At 63.7% G+C, this 26,118-nt stretch carries 22 protein-coding genes and 2 tRNA genes; 12 read left to right on the top strand and 12 right to left on the bottom strand.

The window, feature by feature from the left end; genetic code table 11:
- The first annotated feature begins 80 nt into the window (after positions 1-80).
- Positions 81-596, top strand: coding sequence for a hemerythrin domain-containing protein (locus ACJRPG_RS06985; protein WP_407999319.1), 516 nt, complete (start codon positions 81-83; stop codon positions 594-596).
- Here ACJRPG_RS06985 and ACJRPG_RS06990 read toward each other — a convergent pair.
- The gene (locus ACJRPG_RS06990; RefSeq protein WP_407999320.1) at positions 586-2,226 is read right to left on the bottom strand and encodes a response regulator; all 1,641 of its coding nucleotides are present in this window, start codon (positions 2,224-2,226) and stop codon (positions 586-588) included. The two genes, ACJRPG_RS06985 and ACJRPG_RS06990, sit on opposite strands and share 11 nt — an antisense overlap.
- A gap of 215 nt (positions 2,227-2,441) precedes the next feature.
- On the opposite strand from ACJRPG_RS06990, the gene ACJRPG_RS06995 reads away from it, so the two are divergent.
- On the top strand, positions 2,442-2,858 hold the full coding sequence (locus ACJRPG_RS06995) for a hypothetical protein (protein WP_407999321.1): 417 nt from the start codon (positions 2,442-2,444) through the stop codon (positions 2,856-2,858).
- Positions 2,859-2,923: 65 nt separating this feature from the next.
- On the opposite strand, the gene ACJRPG_RS07000 is transcribed toward ACJRPG_RS06995, so the two are convergent.
- From ACJRPG_RS07000 to ACJRPG_RS07015, 4 genes are all read right to left on the bottom strand, one after another.
- Positions 2,924-3,904, bottom strand: coding sequence for a diguanylate cyclase domain-containing protein (locus tag ACJRPG_RS07000; RefSeq protein ID WP_407999322.1), 981 nt, complete (start codon positions 3,902-3,904; stop codon positions 2,924-2,926).
- A gap of 199 nt (positions 3,905-4,103) precedes the next feature.
- Entirely contained in the window at positions 4,104-6,986 is a 2,883-nt protein-coding gene (locus ACJRPG_RS07005) for a PAS domain-containing hybrid sensor histidine kinase/response regulator (RefSeq protein ID WP_407999323.1), read from the bottom strand.
- 94 nt (positions 6,987-7,080) lie between these two features.
- Positions 7,081-7,905: a response regulator gene (locus ACJRPG_RS07010; protein WP_407999324.1), complete on the bottom strand. Its 825-nt coding sequence runs from the start codon at positions 7,903-7,905 to the stop codon at positions 7,081-7,083.
- 251 nt (positions 7,906-8,156) lie between these two features.
- On the bottom strand, positions 8,157-9,368 hold the full coding sequence (locus ACJRPG_RS07015) for a serine hydrolase domain-containing protein (RefSeq protein ID WP_407999325.1): 1,212 nt from the start codon (positions 9,366-9,368) through the stop codon (positions 8,157-8,159).
- A 180-nt stretch (positions 9,369-9,548) separates the two neighbouring features.
- Here ACJRPG_RS07015 and ACJRPG_RS07020 point away from each other — a divergent pair.
- From ACJRPG_RS07020 to ACJRPG_RS07035, 4 genes are all read left to right on the top strand, one after another.
- Positions 9,549-9,625, top strand: a tRNA-Arg gene (locus tag ACJRPG_RS07020).
- Positions 9,626-9,699: 74 nt separating this feature from the next.
- Positions 9,700-9,776 (top strand) — tRNA-Arg (locus ACJRPG_RS07025).
- 67 nt (positions 9,777-9,843) lie between these two features.
- Positions 9,844-10,629, top strand: coding sequence for a 2OG-Fe(II) oxygenase (locus ACJRPG_RS07030; RefSeq protein WP_407999326.1), 786 nt, complete (start codon positions 9,844-9,846; stop codon positions 10,627-10,629).
- Between the two features lie 66 nt (positions 10,630-10,695).
- The gene (locus ACJRPG_RS07035) at positions 10,696-11,847 is read left to right on the top strand and encodes an alpha-hydroxy acid oxidase (RefSeq protein ID WP_407999327.1); all 1,152 of its coding nucleotides are present in this window, start codon (positions 10,696-10,698) and stop codon (positions 11,845-11,847) included.
- Positions 11,848-11,850: 3 nt separating this feature from the next.
- Here the strand turns inward: ACJRPG_RS07035 and bla are convergent, their stop codons facing one another.
- Both bla and ypfJ read right to left on the bottom strand, forming a co-directional pair.
- The gene (gene bla, locus ACJRPG_RS07040) at positions 11,851-12,720 is read right to left on the bottom strand and encodes a class A beta-lactamase (protein ID WP_407999328.1); all 870 of its coding nucleotides are present in this window, start codon (positions 12,718-12,720) and stop codon (positions 11,851-11,853) included.
- Positions 12,721-12,783: 63 nt separating this feature from the next.
- A complete protein-coding gene (gene ypfJ, locus ACJRPG_RS07045) occupies positions 12,784-13,653 on the bottom strand; it encodes a KPN_02809 family neutral zinc metallopeptidase (protein ID WP_407999329.1) in 870 nt (289 codons plus the stop codon).
- Positions 13,654-13,839: 186 nt separating this feature from the next.
- Between ypfJ and ACJRPG_RS07050 the strand changes: the two genes are divergently transcribed.
- Together ACJRPG_RS07050 and ACJRPG_RS07055 are read left to right on the top strand one after the other, a co-directional pair.
- Complete coding sequence (locus ACJRPG_RS07050) at positions 13,840-15,114, top strand: sensor histidine kinase (protein ID WP_407999330.1); 1,275 nt, start codon at positions 13,840-13,842, stop codon at positions 15,112-15,114.
- Positions 15,107-15,883 (top strand): LytR/AlgR family response regulator transcription factor, encoded by a 777-nt coding sequence (locus ACJRPG_RS07055; protein WP_407999331.1) that lies wholly within the window; start codon positions 15,107-15,109, stop codon positions 15,881-15,883. The genes ACJRPG_RS07050 and ACJRPG_RS07055 overlap by 8 nt, the downstream gene beginning before the upstream one ends.
- Here the strand turns inward: ACJRPG_RS07055 and ACJRPG_RS07060 are convergent.
- The 5 genes from ACJRPG_RS07060 to ACJRPG_RS07080 form a co-directional block, all read right to left on the bottom strand.
- A complete protein-coding gene (locus tag ACJRPG_RS07060; RefSeq protein ID WP_407999332.1) occupies positions 15,870-16,613 on the bottom strand; it encodes a LytR/AlgR family response regulator transcription factor in 744 nt (247 codons plus the stop codon). The genes ACJRPG_RS07055 and ACJRPG_RS07060 overlap by 14 nt on opposite strands.
- Positions 16,610-17,731 carry a sensor histidine kinase gene (locus ACJRPG_RS07065; RefSeq protein WP_407999333.1) on the bottom strand — a complete coding sequence of 374 codons (1,122 nt, stop codon included), beginning with the start codon at positions 17,729-17,731 and terminating at the stop codon, positions 16,610-16,612. The genes ACJRPG_RS07060 and ACJRPG_RS07065 overlap by 4 nt, the downstream gene beginning before the upstream one ends.
- 11 nt (positions 17,732-17,742) lie before the next feature.
- Entirely contained in the window at positions 17,743-18,219 is a 477-nt protein-coding gene (locus ACJRPG_RS07070) for a nuclear transport factor 2 family protein (protein WP_407999334.1), read from the bottom strand.
- A gap of 115 nt (positions 18,220-18,334) precedes the next feature.
- Positions 18,335-19,285 (bottom strand): D-2-hydroxyacid dehydrogenase, encoded by a 951-nt coding sequence (locus ACJRPG_RS07075; RefSeq protein ID WP_407999335.1) that lies wholly within the window; start codon positions 19,283-19,285, stop codon positions 18,335-18,337.
- On the bottom strand, positions 19,282-20,232 hold the full coding sequence (locus tag ACJRPG_RS07080; protein ID WP_407999336.1) for a LysR family transcriptional regulator: 951 nt from the start codon (positions 20,230-20,232) through the stop codon (positions 19,282-19,284). The genes ACJRPG_RS07075 and ACJRPG_RS07080 overlap by 4 nt, the downstream gene beginning before the upstream one ends.
- Before the next feature lie 168 nt (positions 20,233-20,400).
- On the opposite strand from ACJRPG_RS07080, the gene ACJRPG_RS07085 reads away from it, so the two are divergent.
- The 4 genes from ACJRPG_RS07085 to ACJRPG_RS07100 all read left to right on the top strand — a co-directional run bounded on the left by ACJRPG_RS07085 (position 20,401) and on the right by ACJRPG_RS07100 (position 26,117).
- Positions 20,401-20,625 carry a hypothetical protein gene (locus ACJRPG_RS07085; protein WP_407999337.1) on the top strand — a complete coding sequence of 75 codons (225 nt, stop codon included), beginning with the start codon at positions 20,401-20,403 and terminating at the stop codon, positions 20,623-20,625.
- A complete protein-coding gene (locus ACJRPG_RS07090; RefSeq protein ID WP_407999338.1) occupies positions 20,622-21,479 on the top strand; it encodes an alpha/beta hydrolase in 858 nt (285 codons plus the stop codon). The genes ACJRPG_RS07085 and ACJRPG_RS07090 overlap by 4 nt, the downstream gene beginning before the upstream one ends.
- A 219-nt stretch (positions 21,480-21,698) precedes the next feature.
- The gene (locus ACJRPG_RS07095) at positions 21,699-22,922 is read left to right on the top strand and encodes an efflux RND transporter periplasmic adaptor subunit (RefSeq protein ID WP_510183104.1); all 1,224 of its coding nucleotides are present in this window, start codon (positions 21,699-21,701) and stop codon (positions 22,920-22,922) included.
- Between the two features lie 12 nt (positions 22,923-22,934).
- Positions 22,935-26,117: an efflux RND transporter permease subunit gene (locus tag ACJRPG_RS07100; RefSeq protein ID WP_407999340.1), complete on the top strand. Its 3,183-nt coding sequence runs from the start codon at positions 22,935-22,937 to the stop codon at positions 26,115-26,117.
- Position 26,118 lies beyond the last annotated feature (1 nt).

Below are 26,118 nucleotides of genomic sequence, written 5' to 3' on the forward strand. Positions count from 1 at the left end.
ATCGTGAAATGGCGCACATACAGCAGCTTACAAAGCTGAGAAGCTGTGCCTGTAAGCCGACCAACCACCAAGGAGCAGCCATGAGCGCGACAGCCAAATCCCAGGACGCTATTGCCCTGTTGAAGAAAGACCACGACGAAGTCAAAGCCATGTTCAAGCAGTATGAAGAACTGGGCGACCGCGCCTTTGCCAGCAAAAAAAAACTGGCCGACAAGATCTGCCTCGAACTGACCAAGCACGCCACGGCCGAGGAGGAAATCTTCTACCCTGCGGTGCGCGGCGCCTTCGAAGAAAGCGAAGACCTGGTCGATGAAGCGACGGTGGAACACGCCTCCGCCAAGGACCTGATCGCCCAGATCAGCACCATGGACCCGCATGACGACCTGTACGACGCAAAAGTGAAAGTGCTGGGCGAATACATCGACCACCACGTCAAGGAAGAGGAGCAGGAGATGTTCCCGCAGGCGAAGAAGAGCGGCCTGGACATGGTCGAGCTGGGTGAACAGATCCAGGCGCGCAAGGACGAGATCGATACCGTCCCCGGCGTGGAAATGCCTGGCGCGCCGAAAGTGCGCTACAGCCAGCCTAGCCTCTGACCGGCGCTTCCAGCTGAGCCGCCGCGCCGGCGGTGCAGCTGGCGATGGCCTTCATCAGGTTGTCGATATCGACCGGCTTTACCAGGTGCAGGTCGAAGCCGGCTTCCAGCACGCGGCGCTGGTCTTCGGCCAGGCCGTAGCCGGTGAGGGCGATCAGCTTGATGTGGTGGGTGTCCGGATTGGTGCGCATGCGGCGCGCCACTTCATAGCCGTCGATGCCCGGCAGGCCAATGTCGACCAGGGCGATATCCGGCCGGTAGCTGGTGGCCAGCTCCAGGCCGCGCAGGCCATCGGGCGCATTGCGCACCTCATAGCCATAGCAGCTCAGCATCATGGCCATCATTTCGCGGCCATCCTCATTGTCTTCAATCAGCAGCACATTCGGCTTGCTCTGTTGGTTCGGTTCCATGGTCTCTTGCCTTGGTTCGGTAACACGTTCGGTACGCGGCAGGCGCAAGGTAAAGGTGCTGCCTTCGCCCGCGCCCGCGCTGTGCGCCTGCACGCTGCCGCCATGCAGCTCCACCAGCCGGCGCACCAGCGCCAGGCCGATGCCGAGGCCGCCCTGTGCGCGGTCGATGGTGCTGGTGCCCTGCACGAATACGTCGAACACATTCGGCAGCAGCTCGGGGGCGATGCCGACGCCCGTGTCATGCAGGCTGAGGATGACTTCCTCGTCCTCCACTTCCACAAAGATATCGATGGCGCCGCCGGGCGGCGTGTATTTCAGCGCATTGTCGAGCAGGTTACTGAAGATCTGTTCCAGCCGCGTCACGTCGCCGCTGACCCAGCCCGGCTCCAGCTCGGTGCTGATGGTGAAGTCCGCCGTGCGGCCGGTGGTCTTGTAGGTATCCAGGCAGTTCGATACCAGGGCCGCCATGTCCAGCGGCACGCGGTTCAGCAGGATCTTGCCGGACATGGCGCGGCTCAGGTCCAGCAGGTCGTCCACGATGCGGCCCAGGTGATGGCTCTGGCGCTGGATGATCTGCTTGGCGCGCGCCACCCCGTCCTGCGACACGCCGGGCAGGCCGATCAGCGAGGCCGCGCTGCTGATGGCGCTGAGCGGGTTGCGCAGCTCATGGCCCAGCATGGCCAGGAATTCGTCCTTCGCATGGTTCTGGCGCTCGGCCACCTTGCGTTCCTCGATCTCCTGCATCAGGCGCTTGTTGCTGGAGATGAGATCGGTGGTGCGCTGGCTCAGCTGGCGTGCCTGTTTCTTCAGTTCCTCGTTCTTCATCGCCAGGGCAACGAAGACCGAGATCTTTGCATACAGCACCTGCGGGATCACGGGGGTGAACAGGAAGTCCGCCGCGCCTTTCTGGTAGGCCTTCAGGCGGTCCAGTTCATCGGCCACGAAGGCGGTGATGAAGATAATGGGAATGTTGGCGGAGCGCGCGCGCTGGTGGATCGCCTCGGCCGTCTCGAAGCCGTCCATGCCGGGCATGTTCACGTCCAGCAGGATGACGGCGAAATCGTTCATCAGCACATGGCGCAGGGCTTCCTCGCCGCTGCGGGCGGCGATGACTTCATACGAATCCTGCTCAGCCCATTGCGCCAGCAAACTGGTCAGCGCGAACAGGCTGTTCGCGTCATCGTTGACGACCAGGATTTTTGGTTTTTCGAGTTTTGGCACGATTAGTATTGTCCGTTTATTCGCTGGCGCAAAAAACGATGCTTATAGTCAAAAGTTCGCTTGGATCATAGCAACAGCACAATTCAAAGTCAAAAGACTGTACGGCAACAGAACGCGCCCCCAACGTTCGATTGCGCACATACAGTGGCGGTCGCGCATGCCATAGTGAAAGCGTGAAACATCCGGCAAATTTACTGCGTGAAAGGACAGCCATCATGAATATCGATACCGTTGTGGACAAGGACTACCTGGGCAAATGCTTCCGCGACCTGGCCGACGCACCGCTCAGCGCGCTGCGCGGTGTCAGCGTCAAGGACGCCAAAGCGCTGCAGCAGGCTTTCGGCGTGAGCACCATCCGCGAGCTCGCCAACCTGAACTTTGTAAAGTGGGCTTCCGCCATCGCCACCCTGGCCGACGAGGAGCAGATGGCGCCGGAAGAGAAGGCCAAGGAAACGCTGCTGGACGATGCGGTGGAAATGACCTTCCCGGCCAGCGACCCCATCTCCGTCGATTCCGGCATTACGCGCATCGAAGTGCCGCCGGAAAAGGTGGATGCGCAAACCGACCACCAGCACGCGGGCAAGGTGGAAGAATCGACCGAATCGGGTAAGGAAGCAGCCACGGCTCATTGATAGCTGGTGAGATCGGAGCCCCGCCGCGGCGGGGCTTTTTTTTTATATATGGGTGGTGAGTCGGTTCAGGCGGCGGAGCCGACGACGCTTTTCATCGCCGCAGCGGCCGCCTGCGCGCTGCCCGGGGCGGCGCAGTAGCGGTTCTTGCCGCTGCGCTTGGCATCATAGAGGGCATTGTCGGCAGCGTGGATCAGGTCGCCGACATTGGTCGCATCGTCCGGGAACAGGGCGATGCCGATGCTGGTGGACAGGCGCAGGTTCAGCCCGTTGACCAGGTAAGGCTCGGATACCACTTCGATCAGCTTCCCCGCCGGTTCCTGCGCATCGGCCAGGCCGCTCACTTCCGACAGCAGGATCACGAATTCATCGCCGCCGACGCGGGCCACGGTATCTTCCTTGCGCGAGGACGAGACCAGGCGCTGCGCCACCTGCTTCAGCACTTCGTCGCCGTAGGCGTGGCCGTGGGTGTCGTTGATGGCCTTGAAGCCGTCGAGGTCGAGATACATCACGGCCGCCTTGCGCTGCTGGCGCGTGGCATGCTGCAAGGTGGTTTCGATGCGGTCTTCCAGCAGGCGGCGGTTCGGCAGGCTGGTCAAGGCATCATGCAGGGCCAGTTCCTGCTGCTGGCGGCTGTACTGCGCCAGTTCCTTGTACAGCAGGCGCACCTCCAGCATATTGTGGATGCGCTTGTGCACTTCCAGCAGGTCGAAAGGCTTGCTGATGAAATCGCGCGCGCCCGCTTCCAGCGCGGCGATCTTGAAGCTGGGCTGCGCCGTCAGCGCGAGCACCGGCAGGTAGCCGTCCTGTTCAATTTCCTTCAGACCTTTCATGACCTGGAAGCCGTTCAGGCCCGGCATCTGCAGGTCGAGCAGGATGAGATCGTAACTATGCTGGCGATGCAGGTCGCATACCTGATCGGGCAGCATGGTTGCCATCACATCGGTGTAGCCGGCCTCGCGCAGGATCTCAAGCATCAGATCCACATTGTCAGCGCAGTCGTCCACCACGAGGATCTTGGCGTTCAGGATCTCATCTGGGCTGGGCATATTCGTCTCGTTGTTCAGGCGACAAGCCTGTGAAAAGCAAGTGTAGCGTCTAGCGATTTGCTGCGGCGCACGTGTCAAAAAAACATTGCTCAAAGCTGAGCTCTCATGCCTTTGAGTCTAGCAAAGCCCTGTGGAGTTTCTTGTAGGACATCGCCGCGTGCATCGGTAGGAGTGTCCGGGCCGCCTGCAACAGCTGTTTTCAACCTTGCATTGCAGCAATCGCAACGGTTGTGATCAATTCGGCAGGCTCCACCGGTTTGGCAATATGCTGGGTGAAACCGGCGTCCAGCGCGCGCTTGCGGTCTTCGGCGCGGGCGAAGGCGGTGAGGGCGATGGCCGGCGCCTGGCCGCCGTGCGCGGCCGGCAGGGCGCGGATTTTGCTGAGCAGTTCGAAGCCATCCATTTCCGGCATGCCGATATCGCTGACGATGAGCTCCGGCTGCACCGAGGGCATCATCTGCAGCGCTTCGGCGGCGCTGCCCGCGACCTGCACCTTCGCATTGCAGTCGCCCAGCACACGCTTGATGAGGTCGCGCGTATCGGGTTCGTCGTCCACCACCAGCACGCGCAAGCCGCGCAGGTCGCGCTCGGCCGCCGCGCCCGGGCGCAGCGCCGTGCTGCGCAGCGGCGCCAGCGGCCGCGGCTGCATCAGCGCATTGGCTTGCTCCGTGATCAGCGGCAGGCGCACGGTAAAGGACGAGCCCTGTCCCTCGCCCGCGCTTTCCACCGCGACCGTGCCGCCATGCTGTTCCACCAGGTGCTTGACGATGGACAGGCCCAGCCCCAGGCCGCCGTGCCGGCGCGTGGAGGACGCATCGGCCTGGCGGAAGCGGTCGAACACGTGCGCCAGGAACTCGGGGCCGATGCCGATGCCGGTATCGTTGACGGCAATCTCCACCTGGCCCGCGCTTTCGCTGACGCTGATGTGCACGCTGCCATTGGTCTGGGTGAACTTGATGGCATTGGACAGCAGGTTCCACACCACCTGCTGCAGGCGGCCCGGATCGCCCGCCACCATGCCGGTGGGCTCGAAGCGGCTGTGCAGCGTGATATTGCGCGCCGCCGCCGCAGGGCGCACCGCATCGATCGCCGCTTCCACCACGGCCTCCGGCCGCACGCTCTGCATGTCGAGCAGCACCTTGCCGGACATGATGCGGCTCATGTCGAGCAGGTCTTCGATCAGCTGCGCCTGCGCGCGCGCATTGCGTTCGATGGTCTGCAGGCCTTTCTCCATATCGGCCTGGCCTTTGCCGCCGCGCCGCAACACCTGCGACCAGCCGAGGATGGCCGTCAGCGGCGTGCGCAGTTCGTGCGACAGCGTGGCCAGGAATTCGTCCTTCATCTGGCTGCTGCGTTCCGCTTCCTCGCGCGCGCTGCGTTCGCTGATCAGGAGGCTGATACGTTCTTCCGCCGCCAGCCGCGCCGCTTCGTTGAGCCGCGCATTGTCGATCGCAATGGCGGCCTGGGCGGCGATGCCGGCCAGTATGCGTTCGGTACGCTCGTTGAACATATTCGGTTCCGGGTGGCCGAACAGCAGCGTGCCCGTCACATCGCCGGAGCGCGACACCACCGGTGCGGCGAGGAAGCTGCGCATGCCTTTCAGCTGGCTCAGGCTCTCGTGCGGCGCGCAGCCGGGGAAGTTGCGCAGGTCGTCGCAGCGCGTGATGCCGTCGCCCTGCAGGCTGTCGCCGAAAAGGAGGGTGGCGCGCGCGCGGTCCAGGTCGCCGTAATCGGACAGCGGCCGTCCCGCCAGCGTGTACAGCGTCAGCGGGCCGCCGTCATGGTGGTTGTAGTAGAAGGCGCCGAAGCGCGCGCCGCTGATGCGGGTGGCCGCGTCCGTCACTTCCTGCAGCAGCGGCTGCAGGTCGCGGTGGCGGGCCAGCGCATTGCCGGTGCTGTTCAGCAGTTCGAGCACATTGGTTTCGTCACGCAGCGCTTCCTGCGCGCGCTTGACCTGGTCCACATCGGTGCTGGTGCCGAACCAGCGCACCATATGGCCTTCGCGGTCGCGCACGGGGTTGGCGCGCGTGAGGAACCAGCGGTACTGGCCATCGGCGCCGCGGATGGGGAATTCCATCTCGAAGGGCTCGCCGTTCCGCATGGCCTGCTGCCAGTGCGCCACCATGGGCGGAATGCAGGCCGGGTCGTAGACCTGGCGCCAGCCGTCGCCCAGCATGTCTGCTTCGGTGGTGCCGGTGTATTCGAACCAGCGCTTGTTGTACCAGACCATGGCGCCGTCAGCCTGGGCGATCCAGGCCAGCTGCGGAATCGAATCGGCCAGCGCGCGCAGCTGTTCTTCGCTGTGGCGCAGGCTGTCTTCGGCGGCCTTGCGTTCGGTGATGTCCTGCACCATGCCGGTGATGCCGCGCAGCTGGTCTGCGTCGTCGTAGCTGCCGTGGCCCACCACCGACAGCCAGCGCCGTTCGCCCTCGTGTTCGATGCGGCATTCGATATCGAAGTCCTGGCGCGAGGAGAAGGCCTCCAGCAAGGCCCTGCGCGCCGGTTCCCGGTCCCGCCGGTCCAGCTTTTCCTGCAGCGCGGCCCAGGAGACCGGCTGGTTGGCCGGCAGGCCGAAGATGCCGGCGGCGCGCAGGCCCAGCATGACGCTGCCGCTGGCCGCGTCCCAGCTCCAGTCGCCGAGGCGGGCGGAAGACATGGCCACCTGCAGGCGGTTGCTGTTCTCGCGCAGCGAACGCTCCTGCTGCTTGCGCACGTGGATGTCGGCGATCAGGCAGCTGAGTCCAGCCGAGGAGGGATAGGCCCGTACCTCCAGCCAGCGCTGGCGCGGCAGGTAATACAGCTCGAAGCTGCAGGCCTGTTCGCGTTCCATGGCCAGGCGGCATTGCGCTTCGAACACGGTGCCCAGCAGGGCAGGGACGGCATCCCACAGCGGTCGGTTGGCCAGCGCGCTGCCGTCTTCAATGCACAGCAGCTCGCCGGCGGCCGGGTTCAGGTAGCTGATGGTCCAGTCGGGCGCGAACACACCGAAGCCGTCAGCGATACTGCCGAGTACGGCCTGAAGGCGGTCGCTGCTGTTGCTGAGGGGCGCCGTGTCGGCATCCTGCCCTGGGGAGAAAATCATGAATATTCGGCTGCATCGGTCGGTGGCGGGGTCGTCCGCCGAGAGCCGATTGTAGCCTCATGCCTCCGGCAAGGCCCACACGGTTGATCGCTAGTTACAGGGGGCGCGCGGGGCTGGTTTCGGCTGCTATGCTTTGGAGAATCGCTTGTAGTTGCTCGATGTCATAAGGTTTCTGTATCGACATGGCAGGGAAGTCCAGGTGCTCGGTCAGCGAGCTGCTGTAACCGGACGCGAAGACCACCCGCAGCACGGGATTTTCGCGCAGGGCCGCGCGCGCCAGGTCCACGCCGGACATGCCGGGCAGGCTGACGTCGCTGAGCAGCACATCGTAGCGGCCGCCCTGCAGCAGGCGCAGCGCCTCCTCGCCGCTGGTGGCGGCCTCCACACGGTGGCCGAAGGTGCGCAGCATTTCGCACACCAGGTATTGCGCGTCGAGATTGTCTTCCACCACCAGCACCGACAGCGGCTGGTCTGCCTGCTGCGGCTGGGCGGCGCCCGGCGGCGCGATGGTGCACAGGATGCCGGCCACCGCGCCGTCCTGTTCGTGCACGGGCGTGTAGTGCAGGTCGAACAGGTCTTCCTGGGCTTCAGGGCCGCGCCACAGCTGCAGCGGCTGGCGGGGATAGGTCTGCGCCTCGCCGGCCCAGGCCAGTTCCAGCACTGCCGGATTCCAGCTCCAGGCCGCTGGCAGCACCACGGGCACCGTGCCGCCTGGCACGCGTTCTTCCGGCAGGCCGGCGAGGCGGGCGTAGCCCGCGTTGTACAGCATCAGTTGCTGGCGGCCCCACATCAGCAGCATCGGCAGGGGCGTGTTCTGCATGATATTGACGGTCAGGCGCAAGGGCAGCGGCCAATGTTCGGCCGGGCCCGCGGCGGTATCGCTTGGGCCATGTTGTTCGTTGGCTGGTGCTGGTGGCATGCTCGGCTCTCCGCTGGCATTGTAAAAAACCAAACCGCAGAATACACCATGAGCCCGATAAATGCTGTTCCGGCTGGGCAGGGCGCTAAGCGGAGGAATATAGCTGAGAACAGGAAAAAAAAGCCCGCTACGGGAGCGGGCTGAAGTCTATTCCTTTTGAGGAGAATAGAGGAGACAGGTGAATAATGCCTGATAGCGCAATCGTTTGCCAATGATATCTTGTGATGGTGGTCATACGTTTGGTGAATAAGTCATTTCCCGCAGGAAAGAACGGGCGGATTTTCACGCCATTTTGGGTCGTTCCACTGCGGCTGGTCATAGGGGATGTAGTTCATCCAGAACCAGGGCAGGCAGACGCGGCCGATCAGTTTTTCCACCGTCGGCACGAAGATGGGCTGGCCGTTAGAGCTGTTGGACATCAGCAGCACACCGGTGCGCTGGGAGCGGAAGCCGAGGGCGAAGTTGTTGGTGCCGTCGTCGTTCCCCTCCTTGAAGAAGGCCGGGCCGGCCGGGGAATTGTAGAGCGGCCAGCCGAGGCCGATGGCCAGGCCAAGCGGCTTGTTGGCCTCGGTTTCGCCAGGCCAGTGCGAGGGGAACTGTTTGGGCTGCACGATGGCCAGCTGCGGCTTGAACATCTCGTTGAAGCCGGCCGGAGACAGTCCTTCGCCGCGCAGCACGCCGGCCAGGAAGCGGGCATAGTCGGCGGGCGTGGTATCCATGGAGCCGGCGGCGCGCGGGCGGCTGCGCTGGCTGTGCCGCACCTCCTTGCCGTCCTTGTCGAAATGGGCGGTCACGCGGCCGGCGAAGTCCGGGCGCCATACCATGCTGGTGTTGCGCATGCCGAAGCGGTCGAACACGCGCACCTGCATCAGCTCCGTCAGCGACTTGCCGCTGCGTTCCTCGATGATCAGCTGCAGGATGTGCAGGCCTTCGGCGGAATATACATAGCGCGAGCCGGGCGGGTATTTGATGTCCAGCTTCTTGTCGTCGTTGATCCAGCGGAAGTTCGGCATGCCGGTGGTGTGCGACAGCATCATGCGCGGCGTGAACAGTTTCCAGCGCGGGTCGGCAGCCAGGTCCGCCCAGTCCGGATATTCCGGCAGCGGCTTCTTCAGCAGCTCCGTCACCGGCGTGTCGAGCCCGAACAGGCCTTCTTCCACCAGCTGCATCGTCATATAGGCAAAGGCGGCCTTGGTCAGCGAGGCGCCGTACATGATGGTGTCGCTGTGCAGGGGAATGTTTTTGGCGGGGTCCGCGTAGCCGAAGGCCTGCTGGTAGACCACCTGCCCGTCATTGATGACGGCGACCGCAAGGCCGGGAACTTTGGCGGCCTCCATCATGCGCCGGATTTCCGGCTCGATGGCGGCGGCGTGGCGCGGGCTGCCGTCCAGTGCTTTCCACGCGGGATCGGCATGCACGGCGAAGGGGAGGGCGAAAAGTGCGGCGGCGAAAAATCTCTTCATTTTCACTCTGGACAAGCCGTTCGCTTCTGTCTATAATCTCGCTTCTTTCGGAGATGACACTTCGGAAGAAAGCAGAAAGCGCAGGCTTTTTGGTTGGGATGAATGGCAGTGTAACGCGATTCTTGGACGAAAGTTCAACCTTTCCAACTTGAAATGAATGCGATATAATTTTGCTTCTTAGCGGCTGTAGCTCAGCTGGATAGAGTACTTGGCTACGAACCAAGGGGTCGTGGGTTCGATTCCTGCCAGCCGCACCAGAATTTAGTAGTAAAGAGTAGAAAGCAGGCGGTGTCGACCGCCCTGTTATAATAATAAAATAAGTAAGTTTTACGCGGCTGTAGCTCAGCTGGATAGAGTACTTGGCTACGAACCAAGGGGTCGTGGGTTCGATTCCTGCCAGCCGCACCAATATGAGGGACCAGATCGGAAGATCTGGTCCCTTTTTCTTTGCCCGCCTGCATGCTACATTTTGCTCATGCGAAATTCTTTTCTGCCGGATTACGGCCGCTCCCTGCCTGCTGCCGGTATCACCTCTTACCGTTTCGGCGCCGCCCCGCCCAGCCTGCTGGAACGCCTGCCGCAAGGCCAGACCGAGCGCAACACTGCCGGCCGCGCGCGCCTGCATGACGGTGTGCTCAGCCCATCGCCGGACACGCGCTGGCTCGACCCCGGCCAGGCAGCCATCGGCGAAGACTTCATCTACCTGCCGGACTTCCTCAGTGCCGAGGAATGCCGCACCCTGTGCGCGGCAGCGGCGCAGCTGGAAGACCGGCAGGCCGTGGACAACGTGCCGCTCGATTACTGGAAGGGCCGCATCCTGTTCCACCACGATGTGGCGGCAGCCTTGCCGGAGGCGGGCGCCGTGATGTACCGCGCCCGCGCCGCCGCCATCGAACGCATCGCCGCGCATTACGCGCTGTCGGCGCCGATCTACGCCGACACCATCCAGCTGGTGCGCTGGCCGGAAGGCATGCATATGCCGCCGCATTGCGACAACGCGAATGCGGACGGAAAACCACACTCTTCGCCGCACCGCAATTTCGCCAGCATCGTCTACCTGAATGACGATTACGAAGGCGGCGAGTTTTACCTGACTGCGCTCAATATCGTGATCAAACCGAGAGCCGGTGCGCTGGTCGCTTTCACCAGCGGCTGGCACCACGAGCATGCGGTGCTGAAAATCCTGCGCGGCACGCGCCTCACCATGCCCGCTTTTTATACGTTCGATCCCGCTTTCAGCAGGCATGGGCTGCCGCGCTGACCAGAGGTCAGTTGGCAAGCGGCGCAAAATGCCTGATGATGTTCGCGCAAACATAAGGACTAGCGCATGACCACCATCACCTGCATCGAAGACCTGCGCCGCATCGCCGAACGCCGCGTGCCGCGCATGTTCTATGACTACGCCGATTCCGGCTCCTGGACCGAATCCACCTATCGCGCCAACAGCACGGACTTCGAGAAGATCAAGTTCCGCCAGCGCGTTGCGGTCGACATGTCGAACCGCACCTTGCAGACCACGATGGTGGGCCAGGAAGTGTCGATGCCGGTGGCGATTGCGCCGACCGGCCTCACGGGGATGCAGCATGCGGATGGCGAAATTCTCGCGGCACGTGCGGCGGAACAGGCCGGCGTGCCGTTTACCCTGTCCACCATGAGCATCTGTTCGATCGAGGACGTGGCGGCCAACACCAGCAAGCCGTTCTGGTTCCAGCTGTATGTGATGAGGGACCGCGCCTTCATCGAGCGCCTGATCGACCGCGCCAAGGCCGCGAAGTGCTCGGCCCTGGTGCTGACGCTGGACCTGCAGGTGCTGGGCCAGCGCCACAAGGACATCCGCAACGGCCTGTCCGCCCCTCCGCGCCTCACGCTGCCGAATATCGTGAACATGGCGACCAAGCCGCGCTGGTGCCTGGGCATGCTGGGCACGAAGCGCCGCCAGTTCGGCAATATCGTGGGACACGCGACCTCGGTGTCCGACATGTCCTCGCTGTCGTCCTGGACCAGCCAGCAGTTCGACCTCACGCTGTCGTGGAAGGATGTGGAGTGGGTCAAGCAGCGCTGGGGCGGCAAGCTGATTATCAAGGGCATCATGGATGCGGAAGATGCGCGGCTCTGCGTGGAAAGCGGCGCCGATGCGCTGATCGTGTCCAACCATGGCGGGCGCCAGCTGGATGGCGCGCAGTCCTCGATTGCCGCGCTGCCCGCCATTGCGGCGGCGGTGGGCAAGGAGATCGAGGTGCATATGGACGGCGGCATCCGTTCCGGCCAGGACGTGATCAAGGCGCTGGCGCTGGGCGCGCGCGGCGTCTACATCGGCCGCGCTTTCCTGTACGGACTGGGCGCGATGGGCGAGGAGGGCGTGCGCCGCAGCCTTCAGATCATCCGTAATGAACTCGATATCACGATGGCCTTCTGCGGCCTGCGGGACGTGAAGAAGGTGGACCGGAACATCCTGCTGCCCGGCACCTTCCCCGAATAGCGCTTACAGCGCGGCGGCAATCAGCCGTGCAGCGGAAGCCAGGATGTCCGGGCGCGAGTCGATCTTTTCCTGCTTGCGCACGGAGTACATGGCCGCCACCACCGGAGCGCGGCCCGGCGGCCAGATGATGGCAATGTCGTTGTTGCTGCCATAGGCGCCGGCGCCGGTCTTGTCGCCCACCTTCCAGTCTTTCGGCAAGCCTGCACGGATCCGGTTGCCGCCGGTCGTATTCCCCACCAGCCATTCGAGCATCAGCTGGCGCTGCGCAGCGGGCAGGGCGTCGCCCAGCGCGATCTTGCGCAGCGATTGGGCCATGGCGCGCGGCGTGGTGCTGTCGCGCGGGTCGCCGGGAATCGCGGTATTCAGTTCGGTCTCCCAGCGGTCGAGGCGGAAGGCCTGGTCGCCGATGCTGCGCGCATAGGCCGTCACGTCGGCCGGGCCGCCCAGTTCCTTCATCAGCAGGTTGGCGGCGGCGTTGTCGCTGTAGCGCATGGTGGCATCGCACAGTTCCTGCACCGTCATGCCGTCGTCCAGGTGTTTTTCCGTGATCGGAACATGGGACACCATGTCGGCTTTGGTGTAGCGGATGCGCTTGGCCAGCAGGCCGGGCTGCGCCAGGCTTTTCTGCAGGATTGCCGCCGACAGCATCATCTTGAAGGTGCTGCACATCGCGAACGCTTCGTCGGCGCGGTAGCTGAATTCGCGGCCCGTGCCGGTGTCGATGGCATAAATGCCGAGGCGGCCGTCCAGCTCTTTCTCCAGCGCGGTAAAGGCGTCCTCGATTTTTCCGGGCACGGCGCCGTGCACAAAGCCGGGAACCAGTGGCAGGGCGGCGGCCGCCAGGACGAGGCGGCGCTTGGGTGAGACGGTCATGAACACTCCTTCAGGTGGACAATGCGGGCGATTGTACCTGCGAAGAAGTGCGTGTGGAATGTTTTACAAACGCGCTGCGTTAAAGGTGTCGCACTGCGCGATGGTGCCGCCTTCCAGTCCGGTGCGGAACCAGCGCACGCGCTGCTCGGAGGAGCCGTGCGTGAAGGAATCCGGTACCACCTGGCCTTGCGACTGGCGCTGCAGCGCATCGTCCCCGATGGCTGTTGCGGCCTTCAGCGCGGCCTCCACATCGCCCTGTTCGAGGATCTGGCGCGAGCGGTTGGCGTGGTGCGCCCACAGTCCGGCAAAGCAGTCGGCCTGCAATTCGAGCTTCACGGAGAGCGCATTGCCCGCTTTCTGCGAGGCGCGCTGCTGCGCATTGTGCACCTGGTCGCTGATGCCCATCAGCTTCTGCACATGGTGGCCGACCTCATGCGCAATCACATAGGCCTGTGCGAATTCGCCGCTGACGCGGAAGCGCTCCTGCATCAGCTGGAAGAAGCTCAGGTCCAGGTAGACTTTCTGGTCCAGCGGGCAGTAGAAAGGCCCGGTGGCCGACTGGCCGGTGCCGCAGGCGGTGCCGGTGGCATTCTCGAACAGCACGAGACGCGGCGGCTGGTAGGCCTGGCCTTCCTGCCGGAACAGGGCGCCCCAGGTATCTTCCGTGTCGGCCAGCACCACGGACGCGAACTTGCCCATCTGGTCTTCCGGTTTGCTGGTGGGACCGTCGGCCTGCTGCTGCACCGGCACGCCGCCGCCGCTCATCAGGCTGAGCACCGTCGAGGGATTGATGCCGAACACATAGGATACGATCAGCGCCACGATCACGCCGCCGATGCCGATGGACCTGCCGCCGATGCCAAAACCGCCCCCGCCGCCGCCGCCGCGGCGGTCTTCCACATTATCGCTTTCCCGATTGCCTTCCCATTTCATGCCGCACTCCTTTTTTGTGGTTTTTTTGACTATACGTGGAACGGCTGGCGGATGGCGCACGCGCCCATTTCATCGCGCGGAAACCGGGCTTCGTCGGCGCGCCGTGGATTTCGTCGTAAAACCGCCAGCGGCTGGCGGCGATCTGCTATCGTCACTTCCAATCCGTATCCCTTCAAGGAAATAATTGTGATCACTGGAGCCTTTTACCTCTTCCGCCTGGCGCTGGCCTGGACGCTCGTCTATATGGCGGCTTCGATTACGCTGATCAAACTCATTTTCGACGACGGCGACCAGATTGAAGGCGGCTGGGTCGTGTTCGGCGGCTTTGTGCTGGTTAGCTATGTGATCGTGGTGGCCTTCTCGCACCTGCGGCGCGTGCACCTGATTGCCGGCCGCTTCAACAGCAGCACCGTATCCAGCCGCCAGCGGCGCCAGATCGAAGTGCCGTTCGAGGCCGGCGAAGCCTTCGATATGGTGGACGCGGCGATCCGCGAACTGCCCGGCAGCGACCAGGTGGACAGCGCCCGCGACAGCCTGCAGGTGAGGGCCCGTGTGCGCCGCATCGATCCCTATGCGGCTGAAAGCGGCGGCATGCGCCTGGCCCGCCTGCTGGGCGTTAGCCGCAACCAGATCCTGGCCATGGTCACGCCGAACGACGGCGCGGGCAGCCTCATGCTGATCTGCGAACCGGCCCGTCCTGCCTGGACCGACTGGTTCCTGGTGGATGATGGCACCAACCTCGAAAACGCGGAAGCCATCACGCGTTCGCTGACCCGCCGCGTGGCCCAGCGCCGCCGCAGCGAGCAGGCCGACGTGAAGGAAGCCGTCACCGAGAAGGAGCTGACGGTGGCCAAACTGAACCTGCTGCATGCCCAGGTGGAGCCGCACTTCCTGTACAACACCCTGGCCAGCGCGCAGATCCTGACCCGCAGCGACCCGGCCCGCGCCGATGAAATGCTGGGCAACCTGATCCTCTACCTGCGCCATTCGATGCCGCGCACCGAGGACGCGCTGTCCACCATCGGCGCGGAGCTGGAACGGGCGCGCGCCTACCTGGACATCCTGAAGATCCGCATGGGATCACGCCTGATGCCGCAGATCCAGGTGCCGGCCAACCTGCTGTCCGTGCCTTTCCCGACCATGATGCTGCAGACGCTGGTGGAAAACGCCATCAAGCACGGGCTGGAACCGAAGCCGGGCGGCGGCACGATCTGGATCTTTGCCGCGGCCACCAGCGGCACCGTTTCCGTGACCGTGGCCGACGACGGGCGCGGCTTCAGCCAGGATGGCGGCGGCACCGGCATCGGCCTGCGCAATGTGCGGGAACGCCTGAACCTGATCTACGGCGCGGGCGCCTCGCTGTCCATCGTGTCCAACTTCCCGGAAGGCGTGGCGGCAACCATTACCGTGCCCGCCATCGGCGTGGACCAGCCGCAGAAGGAAAGCGCGAACCATGTCTGAACTGCGCTGCATCATTGCGGAGGACGAATCGCTGCTGCGCGACGCGCTGATGACGGAGCTGCGCGCCGCCTGGCCGGAACTGGATATCGTGGCGGCCTGCGAAGACGGCGGCAGCGCGCTGGAAGAAATCAGCCAGCAGCAGCCGGACGTGGTCTTCCTCGACATTCGCATGCCCGGCATGAGCGGCATGGACGTGGCGCAGGCCATGCTGGAGCAGGGCCTGCGCGCGCAGATCGTGTTCGTTACGGCCTACGACCAGTACGCGATCGACGCTTTCGAGAAAGGCGCGGTGGACTACCTGCTCAAACCCGTCACCCGCGAACGGCTGGCGGCCACTGTGCAGCGCCTGAAGGAACGCGCGGCGCGCGGCAGCGCCCAGCCTGCGGCGCTGGCGGAACTGCTGCAGCAGCTGAACGCCACGCTGAAGCCGGCCAGCAAGGCGCCCGCGCTGACCTGGCTCACCGCCAGTTCAGGCAACGATACGCGCCTGATCATGATCGACGATGTGTGCTACTTCCGTTCGGATAACAAGTACACGGTGGTGATGACGGCGGAAGGGGAGGCGCTGCTGCGCAAGCCGATCTGCGAACTGCTGACGGTGCTGAACCCGGACATCTTCAAGCAGATTCACCGCTCCACCATCGTCAACCTGAAGGCGGTTTCCGCCATCACGCGCGACGAATTCGGCAAGGGGGTGCTGCGCCTGCGCAACCGGCCGGAGACGCTGCAGGTCAGCCAGCCCTTCATGACCCAGTTCAGGAATATGTAGCCGGTTTGTCGAGCAGGGCGCGCAGCTGCCGGATATAGGTGCGGCTGGCGCGCAGCGGGGTGCCGTCCTGGAGGCGCAGCAAGGCGTCCTGGTTGCTCAGGCAGCGCATTTCGCTGAGCTGGGAAATGCGCACGATGGCCGAACGGTGCACCCGCACGAATTCCGCGGGATCGAGCTGGCCGGCCAGCCTTTGCAGTGATTCGCGCACCATGAAGCGCTTGCCCGCAGCGTGCAGCACCGCATAGTCGCCATCGGCCTCGATCCAGCTGATGTCCACCGTGCGCACGAACACCTGTTTGGCGCCGACCCGCACCGTGAACATCTGCGTATAGGTCTCCTTCGGGGCGCCCGCCAGCGAGGGTCGGCGGTAGGGCAGGGCGCGGTGCGCGCGCTCCAGCGCTTCCTCGAAGCGGTCATCGTCGATCGGCTTGAGCAGGTAGTCGACGACGTCCAGCGAAAACGCCTGCAAGGCAAACTGGTCGTATGCCGTGAGCAGGATCGCCATCGGCCGCTCCTCAGGCTTGAGCGCGGACAGGACTTTCAGCCCATCCATGCCCGGCATCTCGATGTCGATCAGCACCAGGTCAGGCCGACATTGCGGAATCCCTTCCAGCGCCGCCAGTCCATCCGCAAAGTCGGCCACCACTTCGATGCCGCGCCGTTCCTCCAGCCGGGCGCGCACGCCGCTGCGCGCCAGCGGTTCGTCGTCGATGATCGCAACGCGCATCATGCGGCCCTTACCATGTCTGCGTACTGGGCCTGCCGCAATGGCAGGACGATGCGGACCGAGTAGCCGCCATCCGCGCCGCGTCCATGGCTGAACTCATGCTGGCCGGGGTACAGCCTGGCCAGCCGCTCGGCGATATTGGCCAGGCCGATGCCTTTTTCGCCGCCTGATTCGGCCTCGCCCGCGCCGTCGTTATCCACACGGATGACGAGCGTATTCCCTTCGCATTCGAGGTAGAGCGCGAGCCGGCCTGTGCCCTGGATGCGCGCTATGCCATGGCGGATGGCGTTTTCGATCAGCGGCTGCAGGATGAGGTAGGGCACCATGGCGTTCAGTACCCGCGGGCCGATGCGCGTATCCACCTGCAGCCGCTCGCCGAGGCGGGCCTTCTCGATATTGAGGTAGGTATCGGTCAGCGCCAGTTCTTCGGCCAGCGAGTGTTCGTGCTTGCCGTTTTCTTCCAGCGTGGCGCGCAGGAATTCAGCCAGCCGCGTCACCATGCGCGTCGCTTCGCGGTTGCGCTGCGATACGATCAGGGCCGAGATGGCGTTCAGGGTGTTGAACAGGAAATGCGGATGCAGCTGGTAGCGCAGCGCGTGCAGCTCCGCATCGCGCGCGGCCAGCTGCGCCTGCGCCATGTCGAGCTGCGAGCGGCCCAGCGCCACATAATACGCGGCGCCCGTATGCACGGCGCAGAAGCCGAGCAGCGCGAGCCAGCAGCCGTCGAGTCCCCGGTACAGGTTCTGCCAATAGTAGGTTGGATGCAAGCCCAGTTCGACGGCGAGCACCTGCGCCATAACACTGTTCACCAGCGTCATGGCGTAGGTGGCGGCCAGCAGGATCAGCAAGGTGCGCGGCCAGCTATATTCGCGCCGCCACATCCAGCGCTGGATCATCACCAGGGGGAACAGCCAGACCAGGTCGCTGCACAGGAACATGGCCCTGAACAGCAGGGAGTAGCCATGCCCGTATTCCGGCAGGCTGAGAACGGCCATGCAGGCGGCCATCGCCAGCGCCGCCAGCATCGGCAGGGAACGCGGCACCGCTGCCAGGTCGATACGCGGCGCGGCAATCGTGATGGGCGACGATGGCATGATGGGTAATTTACGTGAAAGAGCCATTCTAGCGTCCCTCAGCGGCCGATGGAAAATACCATCGAGCTGATTTTCCAGCCCTGTTCCGTGCGCACCACATGCCAGGATTCGGCGCCCCGGTTGGTGACCTTGCCGTCTTCGAGGAAGTCGAAATCGAAATACACCGTGCCAATGTAACCGTTGGTATGAATCCGGACGTTGTAGAATTTTTCTTCGACCGGCAGCTTGCTCTCGCCGATGAATTTCACGAAGCCCTTGTAACTGGACGGGCGCACGCGCGGCATGTCGGCGTGTTTCGCCTTCGCCGCCGCAAACTCCTGGTCATCCAGCACGGTGAGCCAGCTGTTGTTCTCGGGGAGGAAGAGGGCTCCCAGCGCGGCGGCGTCCTTGTCGATGATATTGCGCTGGAATTGCTGCACCAGCTGCTCGATTTCGCGCACCGGTTCCGCCTGCGCGGCAGCCGCGCAGCCGAGATGAAGCATGCCCGCAATGAGCAGGCTTGCAAAATATTTCATTATTATTCTCCGATAGTGTCAGGAGCTTCCGACTCTATTGGAGGCGCTTTCGCGCAGCCACCCCGCTGCGCCAGGCCGTGCAGCAGCTGCGCCGAACCGGTTGGCCGTGTGGCGCTCAGCCGACGACGTTGTTCGGCTGGCCGCGCCCGAAAGCTTCCACGTTGTCGATCAGCTGGTCGGCCAGGGTCTGCATGGCCTGGGTGCTGGCCCACGCGGAATGGGGCGTGAGCAGGAAGTTGGGCAGGCGCAGGTTCAGCAGCACATGGTCTTCGGGCGGCGGTTCCTGCGTCAGCACGTCGAAACCGGCGCCAGCGATGGTGTTGGCGATCAGCGCGTCGGCCAGCGCCGCTTCGTCCACCAGGCCGCCGCGTGCGGTGTTGATCAGGATGGCCGAGGGTTTCATGCGTTTCAGTTCGGCCGCGCCGATGATATTGCGCGTCTTGTCGTTCAGCGGGGCGTGCAGGCTGAGCACATCCGAGGTTTCCAGCAGCTCGTCGAAGCTCACGTTGCGCACCAGCGGGTCGTGGGCCGGGGTGCGCGTATGGACCACGATTTCCATGCCGAAGGCCTGGGCCAGCTGCGCCACGCCCTTGCCCAGCGCGCCATAGCCCAGCAGGCCGAGGCGGCTGCCGTGCAGGTCGCGGATAGGGTGGTGGAACAGGCAGAAACGGGGCGATTTCTGCCACAGCCCCGCCTCGATGTCGGCGCGGTAGGCCAGCAGGTTGCGGCGCAGCGCGAGAATCAGCGCGAAGGTGTGCTCGGGCAGCGCTGCATAAGCGTAGTTGCGGATGTTCGACACCACGATGCCATGCTGCTTCGCGGCGTCCAGGTCGATGATGTCGGTGCCGGTGGCGGCCACCGCGATCAGTTTCAGTTCCGGCAGCCGGGCCAGCGCGTCCGCGCGCAGGGGCACCTTGTTGGTGATGGCGATGGTGGCGCCGCGCAGGCGTTCGACGGCTTCGGCCTCCGTGCTGGCGGCGTATTCGGTCCATTCGTGCCCGAACACGGGGCGGCGCACATTGGCGATCAGGCTGTCGCGGTCCAGGAAAACGATCTTGTGGCTCATATGGCGGCCTCCGGTACAAGTGGCTGGGCGGCAGGCGCGCGCATGCGCATGCCGGGATGGTTGGCAAGCAGTTCGGACACCCATTCGACGAACACGCGCACCTTGGCCGACAGGTGGCGGTTCTGCGGGTAGACCACATGGATCGGCAGCGGGTCCGTCACCCAGTCCGGCAGCAGGCGCACCATGCTGCCGTCAGCGACATATTTGTCCAGCAGGTAGTCCGTCATCTGGATCACGCCCAGGCCGGACAGGCCCGCCACCACATAGGCGTTGGAGTCGTTCAGCGCAATCACGCCCGGCATCGGCACCTGGATGCGTTCGCCGTCCCGCGTAAAGTCCCAGTCGTAGATCTTGCCGGTCTTGGCCGAGAAGTAGTTGACGCAGCGGTGGTTCACCAGCTCGCGCGGGTGGGTGGGCGTGCCGAAGCGCGCAAGGTAGCCGGGGGAGGCGGCGGTGAAAAAATTGACCACGCCGATGCGGCGCGCGATCAGGGTGGAATCGCCCAGCGCGCCGCCGCGCACGGCACAGTCCACGCCTTCCTCGATCAGGTCCACCGGGCGGTCGCTGCTGCCCAGTTCAAGCTGGATATCGGGATAGCGTTCGAAGAAATCGGGCAGGGCGGGCACCAGGATTTCGCTGGAAAAACCGGTCGGCGCATCCACCCGCAGCCGCCCGCTGGGGCTGAGCCGGGTGCGCGACAGCGATTCCTCGGCCTCGCGCACATCGGCCAGGATGCGCAGGCAGCGCTCGTAATAGGCGGCGCCGTCGGCCGTGACCGACACATGGCGCGTGGTGCGGTGCAGCAGCTTGACGGAAAGCGCCGTCTCCAGGCCCTGTATCAGAGTGGAAACCGTGGCCTTGGGCAGCTGCAGCACCTCGGCGGCGCGTGTGAAGCCCCCGGCGTCCACCACCTGCACAAACACCTCCATCGCCTGCAATTTGTTCATCCGCCTGCGCCCTTTGCTCGTCCAAACCCTGTCACCCAGTTGTCATTGTTCCGAATTCTGAACAATGATTTCGCCGTTAGCGTATTTATCAGATTGTAGAACAAGTCTATAGTTGACGCACTGCATCAAGGTAAATGCAACTTTTTAGCGGCACAACAGGAGTTTGAGATGAAACATCGTGATGGAATCTTTGCAACGGTAGCAGTGGCGCTCAGCTCGCTCGCGCTGGCGGGCATGGTGTACACCGATGAGTTCTCCCAGGCGGCAAGCGTGGAAGCCCGGGGCTTTGACGCGCTGCGCACCGAAGTGCTGCGCGGCGCTCAGTCGGCCAAACCGCAGTCGGCCCTGAAAGTGCTGACCGCCGACGCCGGCGAAAAGGTGGCCCAGCAATGAAAAAGGACACCCTGCACGAACTGGCGCCGCTGGCAGCCGACCTGAAACTGCGCGACATCGAAGTCGGCGGTGCGGAAGGTCCGCTGGCGGGGCGCCTGTTCACGGCAGGCGGCGCGGGCAAGCGCGACACGCTGATCGTGTTTTTCCACGGCGGCGGTTTTGTCGGCGGCTCGATCGACGAGGGCCAGGAGTTCCTGAGCCATCTCGTCAGCATGAATACGAATACCGTGGGCCTGGCGGCGGCTTATACGCTGGCCACCACGAAGCCCTTCCCGGCGGCGGTGGAAGACGCACATGCCGTGCTGATGTGGGCGAAGAAGAATAAAACCAAGCTGAGCTGGAGCGGCAAGCGCCTGGTGGTATCCGGCATCGAGGCCGGCGCCAACCTGGCGGCCGTGGTGGCCCTGATGGCGCGCGACCGTGGCGGTCCGGCGCTGGCAGGCCAGGTGCTGATCATGCCGATGCTGGATCCCGGCCTGTCCACCTGCTCCATGCGCGAACTGCCGAGCTGCCCGGACAAAGCCGCCGTGGCCGACCAGTGCGCCGCCGCTTACCGTGGCTACCTGCCGAATGCGGCCGACCGTACCCATCCGTACGCCTCGCCGCTGCAGTCGAGCCGCCTGAAGAATCTGCCGCCAGCGCTGATCCTTTCCGCCGAGGAAGATCCGCTGCGCGACGAAGCTGAACAATACGGTGCGAAGCTGATTGCCTGCGGCATCACGACGACCGTCAAGCGCCTCCCGCCGCCGCCGCTGGAACCGGGGGGCAGAAATGAATGCGCCTGCGTATTTGCGATGGGCGAGATCGCGGCCTTTATTGCCGGCGACGGAGGGACGGAGGCCCCACCGGCATAATGGATATATCAACAATTTCGTTTACATATTGTCGGGCTAACAGTATATTGCTGCGACAGGCGTAAACACCGGCTTTCCAAACCAGCAGTTCCTGAAAAACGCGCTATTTCAGCGCGGTGGGCCCGCTTTTGCCTGCGATTCGCAGGCGGCAGAGGGTACCGCTCAAATCATTATTATTTTTCATAGAAAAAGGGGTTAAAAATGAAAAACTTTAAAGAAATGACAGCTAAGGCGCGACCGATGATCGCAGCGCTGGCCGTCGCCGGCCTGGCAGCGGCAACGCTGGCCGGCTGCGACAGCGCCAAGGGCAAGGCCGCGGAAGCGCCTGCTGCGGGCGGTCCTCCGATCTCTGCTGCCACCGTGATCGAAAAACAGGTATCGGAAACCCAGGAGTTCTCCGGCCGCCTGGAAGCGATCGACCACGTTGAAATCCGCGCCCGCGTCAGCGGCTTCATCACCGCCGTCAATTTCAAGCCGGGCAGTGAAGTGAAGAAGGGCGATGTGCTGTTCGTGATCGACCAGCGTCCCTATGCGGCCGAAGCCGCGCGTGCCGAAGCGGCGGCCAATTCCGCCAAAGCGCGCGCCGAGCTGGCCCGCCTGGAGCTGACCCGTGCCGAACGCCTGCTGGCCGACAAGGCCATCGCGCAGCGCGAATATGACGAACGCGCATCGAGCCTGAAGGAACTGGACGCCAATGCCCGTGCCGCCCAGGCGCAGTACGAGTCCGCGAAGCTGAACCTGGCCTATACCCAGGTGGTCTCGCCGATCAACGGCCGCGTATCGAAAGCGGAAATCACCGTCGGCAACCTGGTGGACGCCTCGGCTGTGCTGACCTCCGTGGTCTCGCTGGACAAGATCTACGCCAGCTTCGACGGCGATGAAGGCACCTACCTGCGCGTCGGCGCCCAGGCCCACAAAGGCCAGCCGGTGGTGGTGAAGGTCGGCCTGGCCAACGAAGAAGGCTTCCCGCACGAGGGCAAGCTGGAATTCGTGGACAACCAGCTGAATCCGCAGACCGGCAGCGTGCGCATGCGCGCCACCTTCGCCAATGCCGACCGCGCGCTGGCGCCCGGCCTGTTCGCCCGCGTGCAGCTGGGCGGCGGCGCGGACCAGAGCAACGCGATCCTGATCAACGACCGCGCCGTGGGCACAGACCAGAACCGCAAGTTCGTGTTCGTGGTGGGCAAGGACAGCAAGGCCGAGTACCGCCCAGTGAAGCTGGGACCGACTATCGATGGCCTGCGCGTAGTGCGTGAAGGTCTGAAGCCGGGCGAGAAGATCGTGGTCAACGGCCTGCAGCGCGTGCGTCCGGGGGCCCCGGTCACTGCGCAGCCGGTTGCCATGGACGCCAACCTGGCCAACGCACAGCAGCAACCTGAAAAGAAAAAAGACGACAAAGTCGCCGTTGCCGATACCGGCACGAAGGCTTCGTCCAAACAATAAAGGAACACAGCGATGAATTTCTCACGCTTCTTTGTCGATAAGCCGATCTTCGCGGCCGTCTTATCGATCATTATCTTCGTCGCGGGCCTGATCGCCATCTTCAAGCTGCCGATCTCGGAATACCCGGACGTGGTGCCGCCTTCGGTGGTGGTGCGTGCGCAGTACCCTGGCGCCAACCCGAAGATCATTGCCGAAACCGTTGCTGCGCCACTTGAGGAGCAGATTAACGGGGTCGAGAACATGCTGTACATGTCCTCGCAAAATACTTCGGACGGCGCACTGGCCCTGACCGTGACTTTCGCCATCGGCACCAATGTCGAACAGGCGGAAACCGCGGTGCAGAACCGCGTGCAGCGCGCGCTGCCGCGCCTGCCGGAAGAGGTGCGCCAGATTGGCGTGACCACGGTGAAGTCTTCGCCGAACCTGACCATGGTGGTCCACCTGAAATCGCCGGATGGCCGTTACGACGACCTGTACCTGCGCAATTACGCGGTGCTGAACATCAAGGACCAGCTGGCCCGCCTGCATGGCATGGGCGAGGTGCAGCTGTTCGGCTCCGGCGACTACGCGATGCGCGTCTGGCTCGATCCGCAGAAGGTGGCGGCGCGCAGCCTGACCGCAGGCGACGTGGTGCAGGCGATCCGCGAGCAGAACGTGCAGGTGGCGGCCGGTGTGATTGGCCAGGGTCCTGCCAAGGATGCCGACTTCCAGCTCACCGTGAATACCCAGGGCCGCCTGCAGTCGGTGGAAGAATTCGGCAATATCGTGGTGAAGACCAATGAAGACGGCGCCACCACGCTGCTGAAGGATGTGGCGCGCCTGGAGATGGGCTCCAACTCCTATGCGCTGCGTTCGCTGCTGAACAACAAGTCGGCGGTGGCAATCCCGATCTTCGAAGCCCCGAATGCGAATGCGCTGCAGCTGTCCACGGACGTGCGCAACCGCATGAAGGAGCTGTCCAAAGATTTCCCGGAAGGCGTCGAATACGATATCGTATACGACCCGACCCAATTCGTGCGTGAGTCGATCGACTCCGTGATCCACACGCTGGTCGAGGCGATCATCCTGGTTGCGCTGGTGGTGATTATCTTCCTGCAGACCTGGCGTGCTTCCATCATCCCGCTGCTGGCTGTGCCGGTGTCGGTGGTGGGTACCTTTGCCGTGATGCTGGGCTTCGGCTTCTCGATCAATACCCTGTCGCTGTTCGGCCTCGTGCTGGCGATCGGTATCGTGGTCGACGATGCGATCGTGGTGGTGGAGAACGTGGAACGCAACATCGAGAACGGCCTGTCGCCGCGCGATGCCACCATCCAGGCCATGAAGGAAGTGAGCGGCCCGATTATCGCGATTGCACTGGTGCTGTGCGCCGTGTTCGTGCCGATCGCCTTCGTGTCCGGCCTGACTGGCCAGTTCTACCGCCAGTTCGCACTGACCATCGCGATTTCGACCGTGATCTCGGCATTCAGCTCGCTGACCCTGGCGCCAGCCTTGTCGGCGGCCCTGCTGAAATCCCATGACGCGCCGAAAGATGTTCTGACCCGTTTCATGGACAAGGTGTTCGGCCGCTTCTTCAAGGCCTTCAACAAGTTCTTCGGCCGTGCTTCGCATGGCTATGAAACAGGCGTGAAGGGTGTGCTGCGCCGGAAATCGATCTCGCTGGCGGTGTATGCACTGCTGGCAGTGGCCGGCCTGTTCATGTTCAAGGCTGTGCCGCCGGGCTTTGTGCCGGCGCAGGACAAGCAGTACCTGATCGGCTTCGCCCAGCTGCCTGACGCTGCATCGCTGGACCGCACCGACGCCGTGATCCGCAAGATGTCCGACATCGCCAAGGAGATCCCTGGCGTGGAGAACTCGATCTCCTTCCCGGGCCTGTCGATCAACGGTTTCACCAACGCGCCGAACGCCGGTATCGTGTTCGTGGGCCTGGAGTCCTTCGACAAGCGTAAGGACAAGAGCAAGTCCGCAGAAGCGATTGCCGCTGAAGTGAACAAGCGCATGGGCGTGATCGAAGACGCCTTCGTGATGGTGCTGTCGCCGCCGCCAGTCAATGGCCTGGGCACCACCGGCGGCTTCAAGCTGATGATCGAAGACCGCGGCAACCTGGGTCCGGATGAACTGTACAAGGCGGTGCAGGCATTGCAGATGAAGGCATGGCAGACCCCGGAGCTGGCAGGCGTGTTCTCCAGCTACCAGATCAACGTGCCGCAGCTGTTTGCCGATGTGGACCGCGTGAAGGCCAAGCAGCTGGGCGTGCCGCTGGCGACCATCTACCAGACCTTGCAGATCAACCTCGGTTCGCTGTACGTGAACGACTTCAACCAGTTCGGCCGTACCTACCAGGTGCGGGTGCAGGCTGACGCGCAGTTCCGTTCGCAGGCCGAACAGATCGCGCAGCTGAAGGTGCGCAACGTGAAGGGCGAGATGATCCCGCTGTCGTCGCTGATGCAGATCAAGGACACCTATGGTCCTGACCGCGTGCAGCGCTACAACAACTACGTGGCGGCCGACATGAACGGCGGCCCGGCACCGGGCGTGTCGTCCGGCCAGGCGCAGGCCATCATGGAAAAACTGGCGAAGGAAACGCTGCCGAAGGGTATTACGTATGAATGGACCGAGCTGACCTACCAGGACATCCTGGCCGGCAACACCATGATCTATGTGTTCCCGCTGTGCGTCCTGCTGGTGTTCCTGGTGCTGGCTGCGCAGTATGAAAGCTGGACCCTGCCGCTGGCGGTGATCCTGATTGTGCCGATGTCGATCCTGTGCGCGCTGATTGGCGTGAAAGTGACCGGCGGCGACAACAACATCTTCACCCAGATCGCCTTGTTCGTGCTGGTCGGGTTGGCGTCGAAGAACGCGATCCTGATCGTGGAGTTCGCCCGCGAACTGGAAGACCACGGCCGTTCGATCGTTGAAGCCGCGCTGGAAGCCTGCCGCCTGCGTCTGCGTCCGATCCTGATGACGTCGATCGCATTCATCATGGGCGTGCTGCCACTGGTGTTCTCCAGCGGCGCGGGTTCGGAAATGCGCCATGCGATGGGCGTTGCAGTGTTCGCGGGCATGCTGGGCGTGACCTTCTTCGGTCTGTTCCTCACGCCGGTGTTCTATGTGCTGCTGCGTACCCTGGCTGTGAAGCTTGAGAAGAAATCCCCGGTTGCCGACAAGGCGGCCGCACAACTGGAAGGGAGCCACTAAT

Origin of the sequence: Pseudoduganella rhizocola (genome assembly GCF_045984285.3) — a bacterium.
GTDB lineage: Bacteria > Pseudomonadota > Gammaproteobacteria > Burkholderiales > Burkholderiaceae_D > Rugamonas.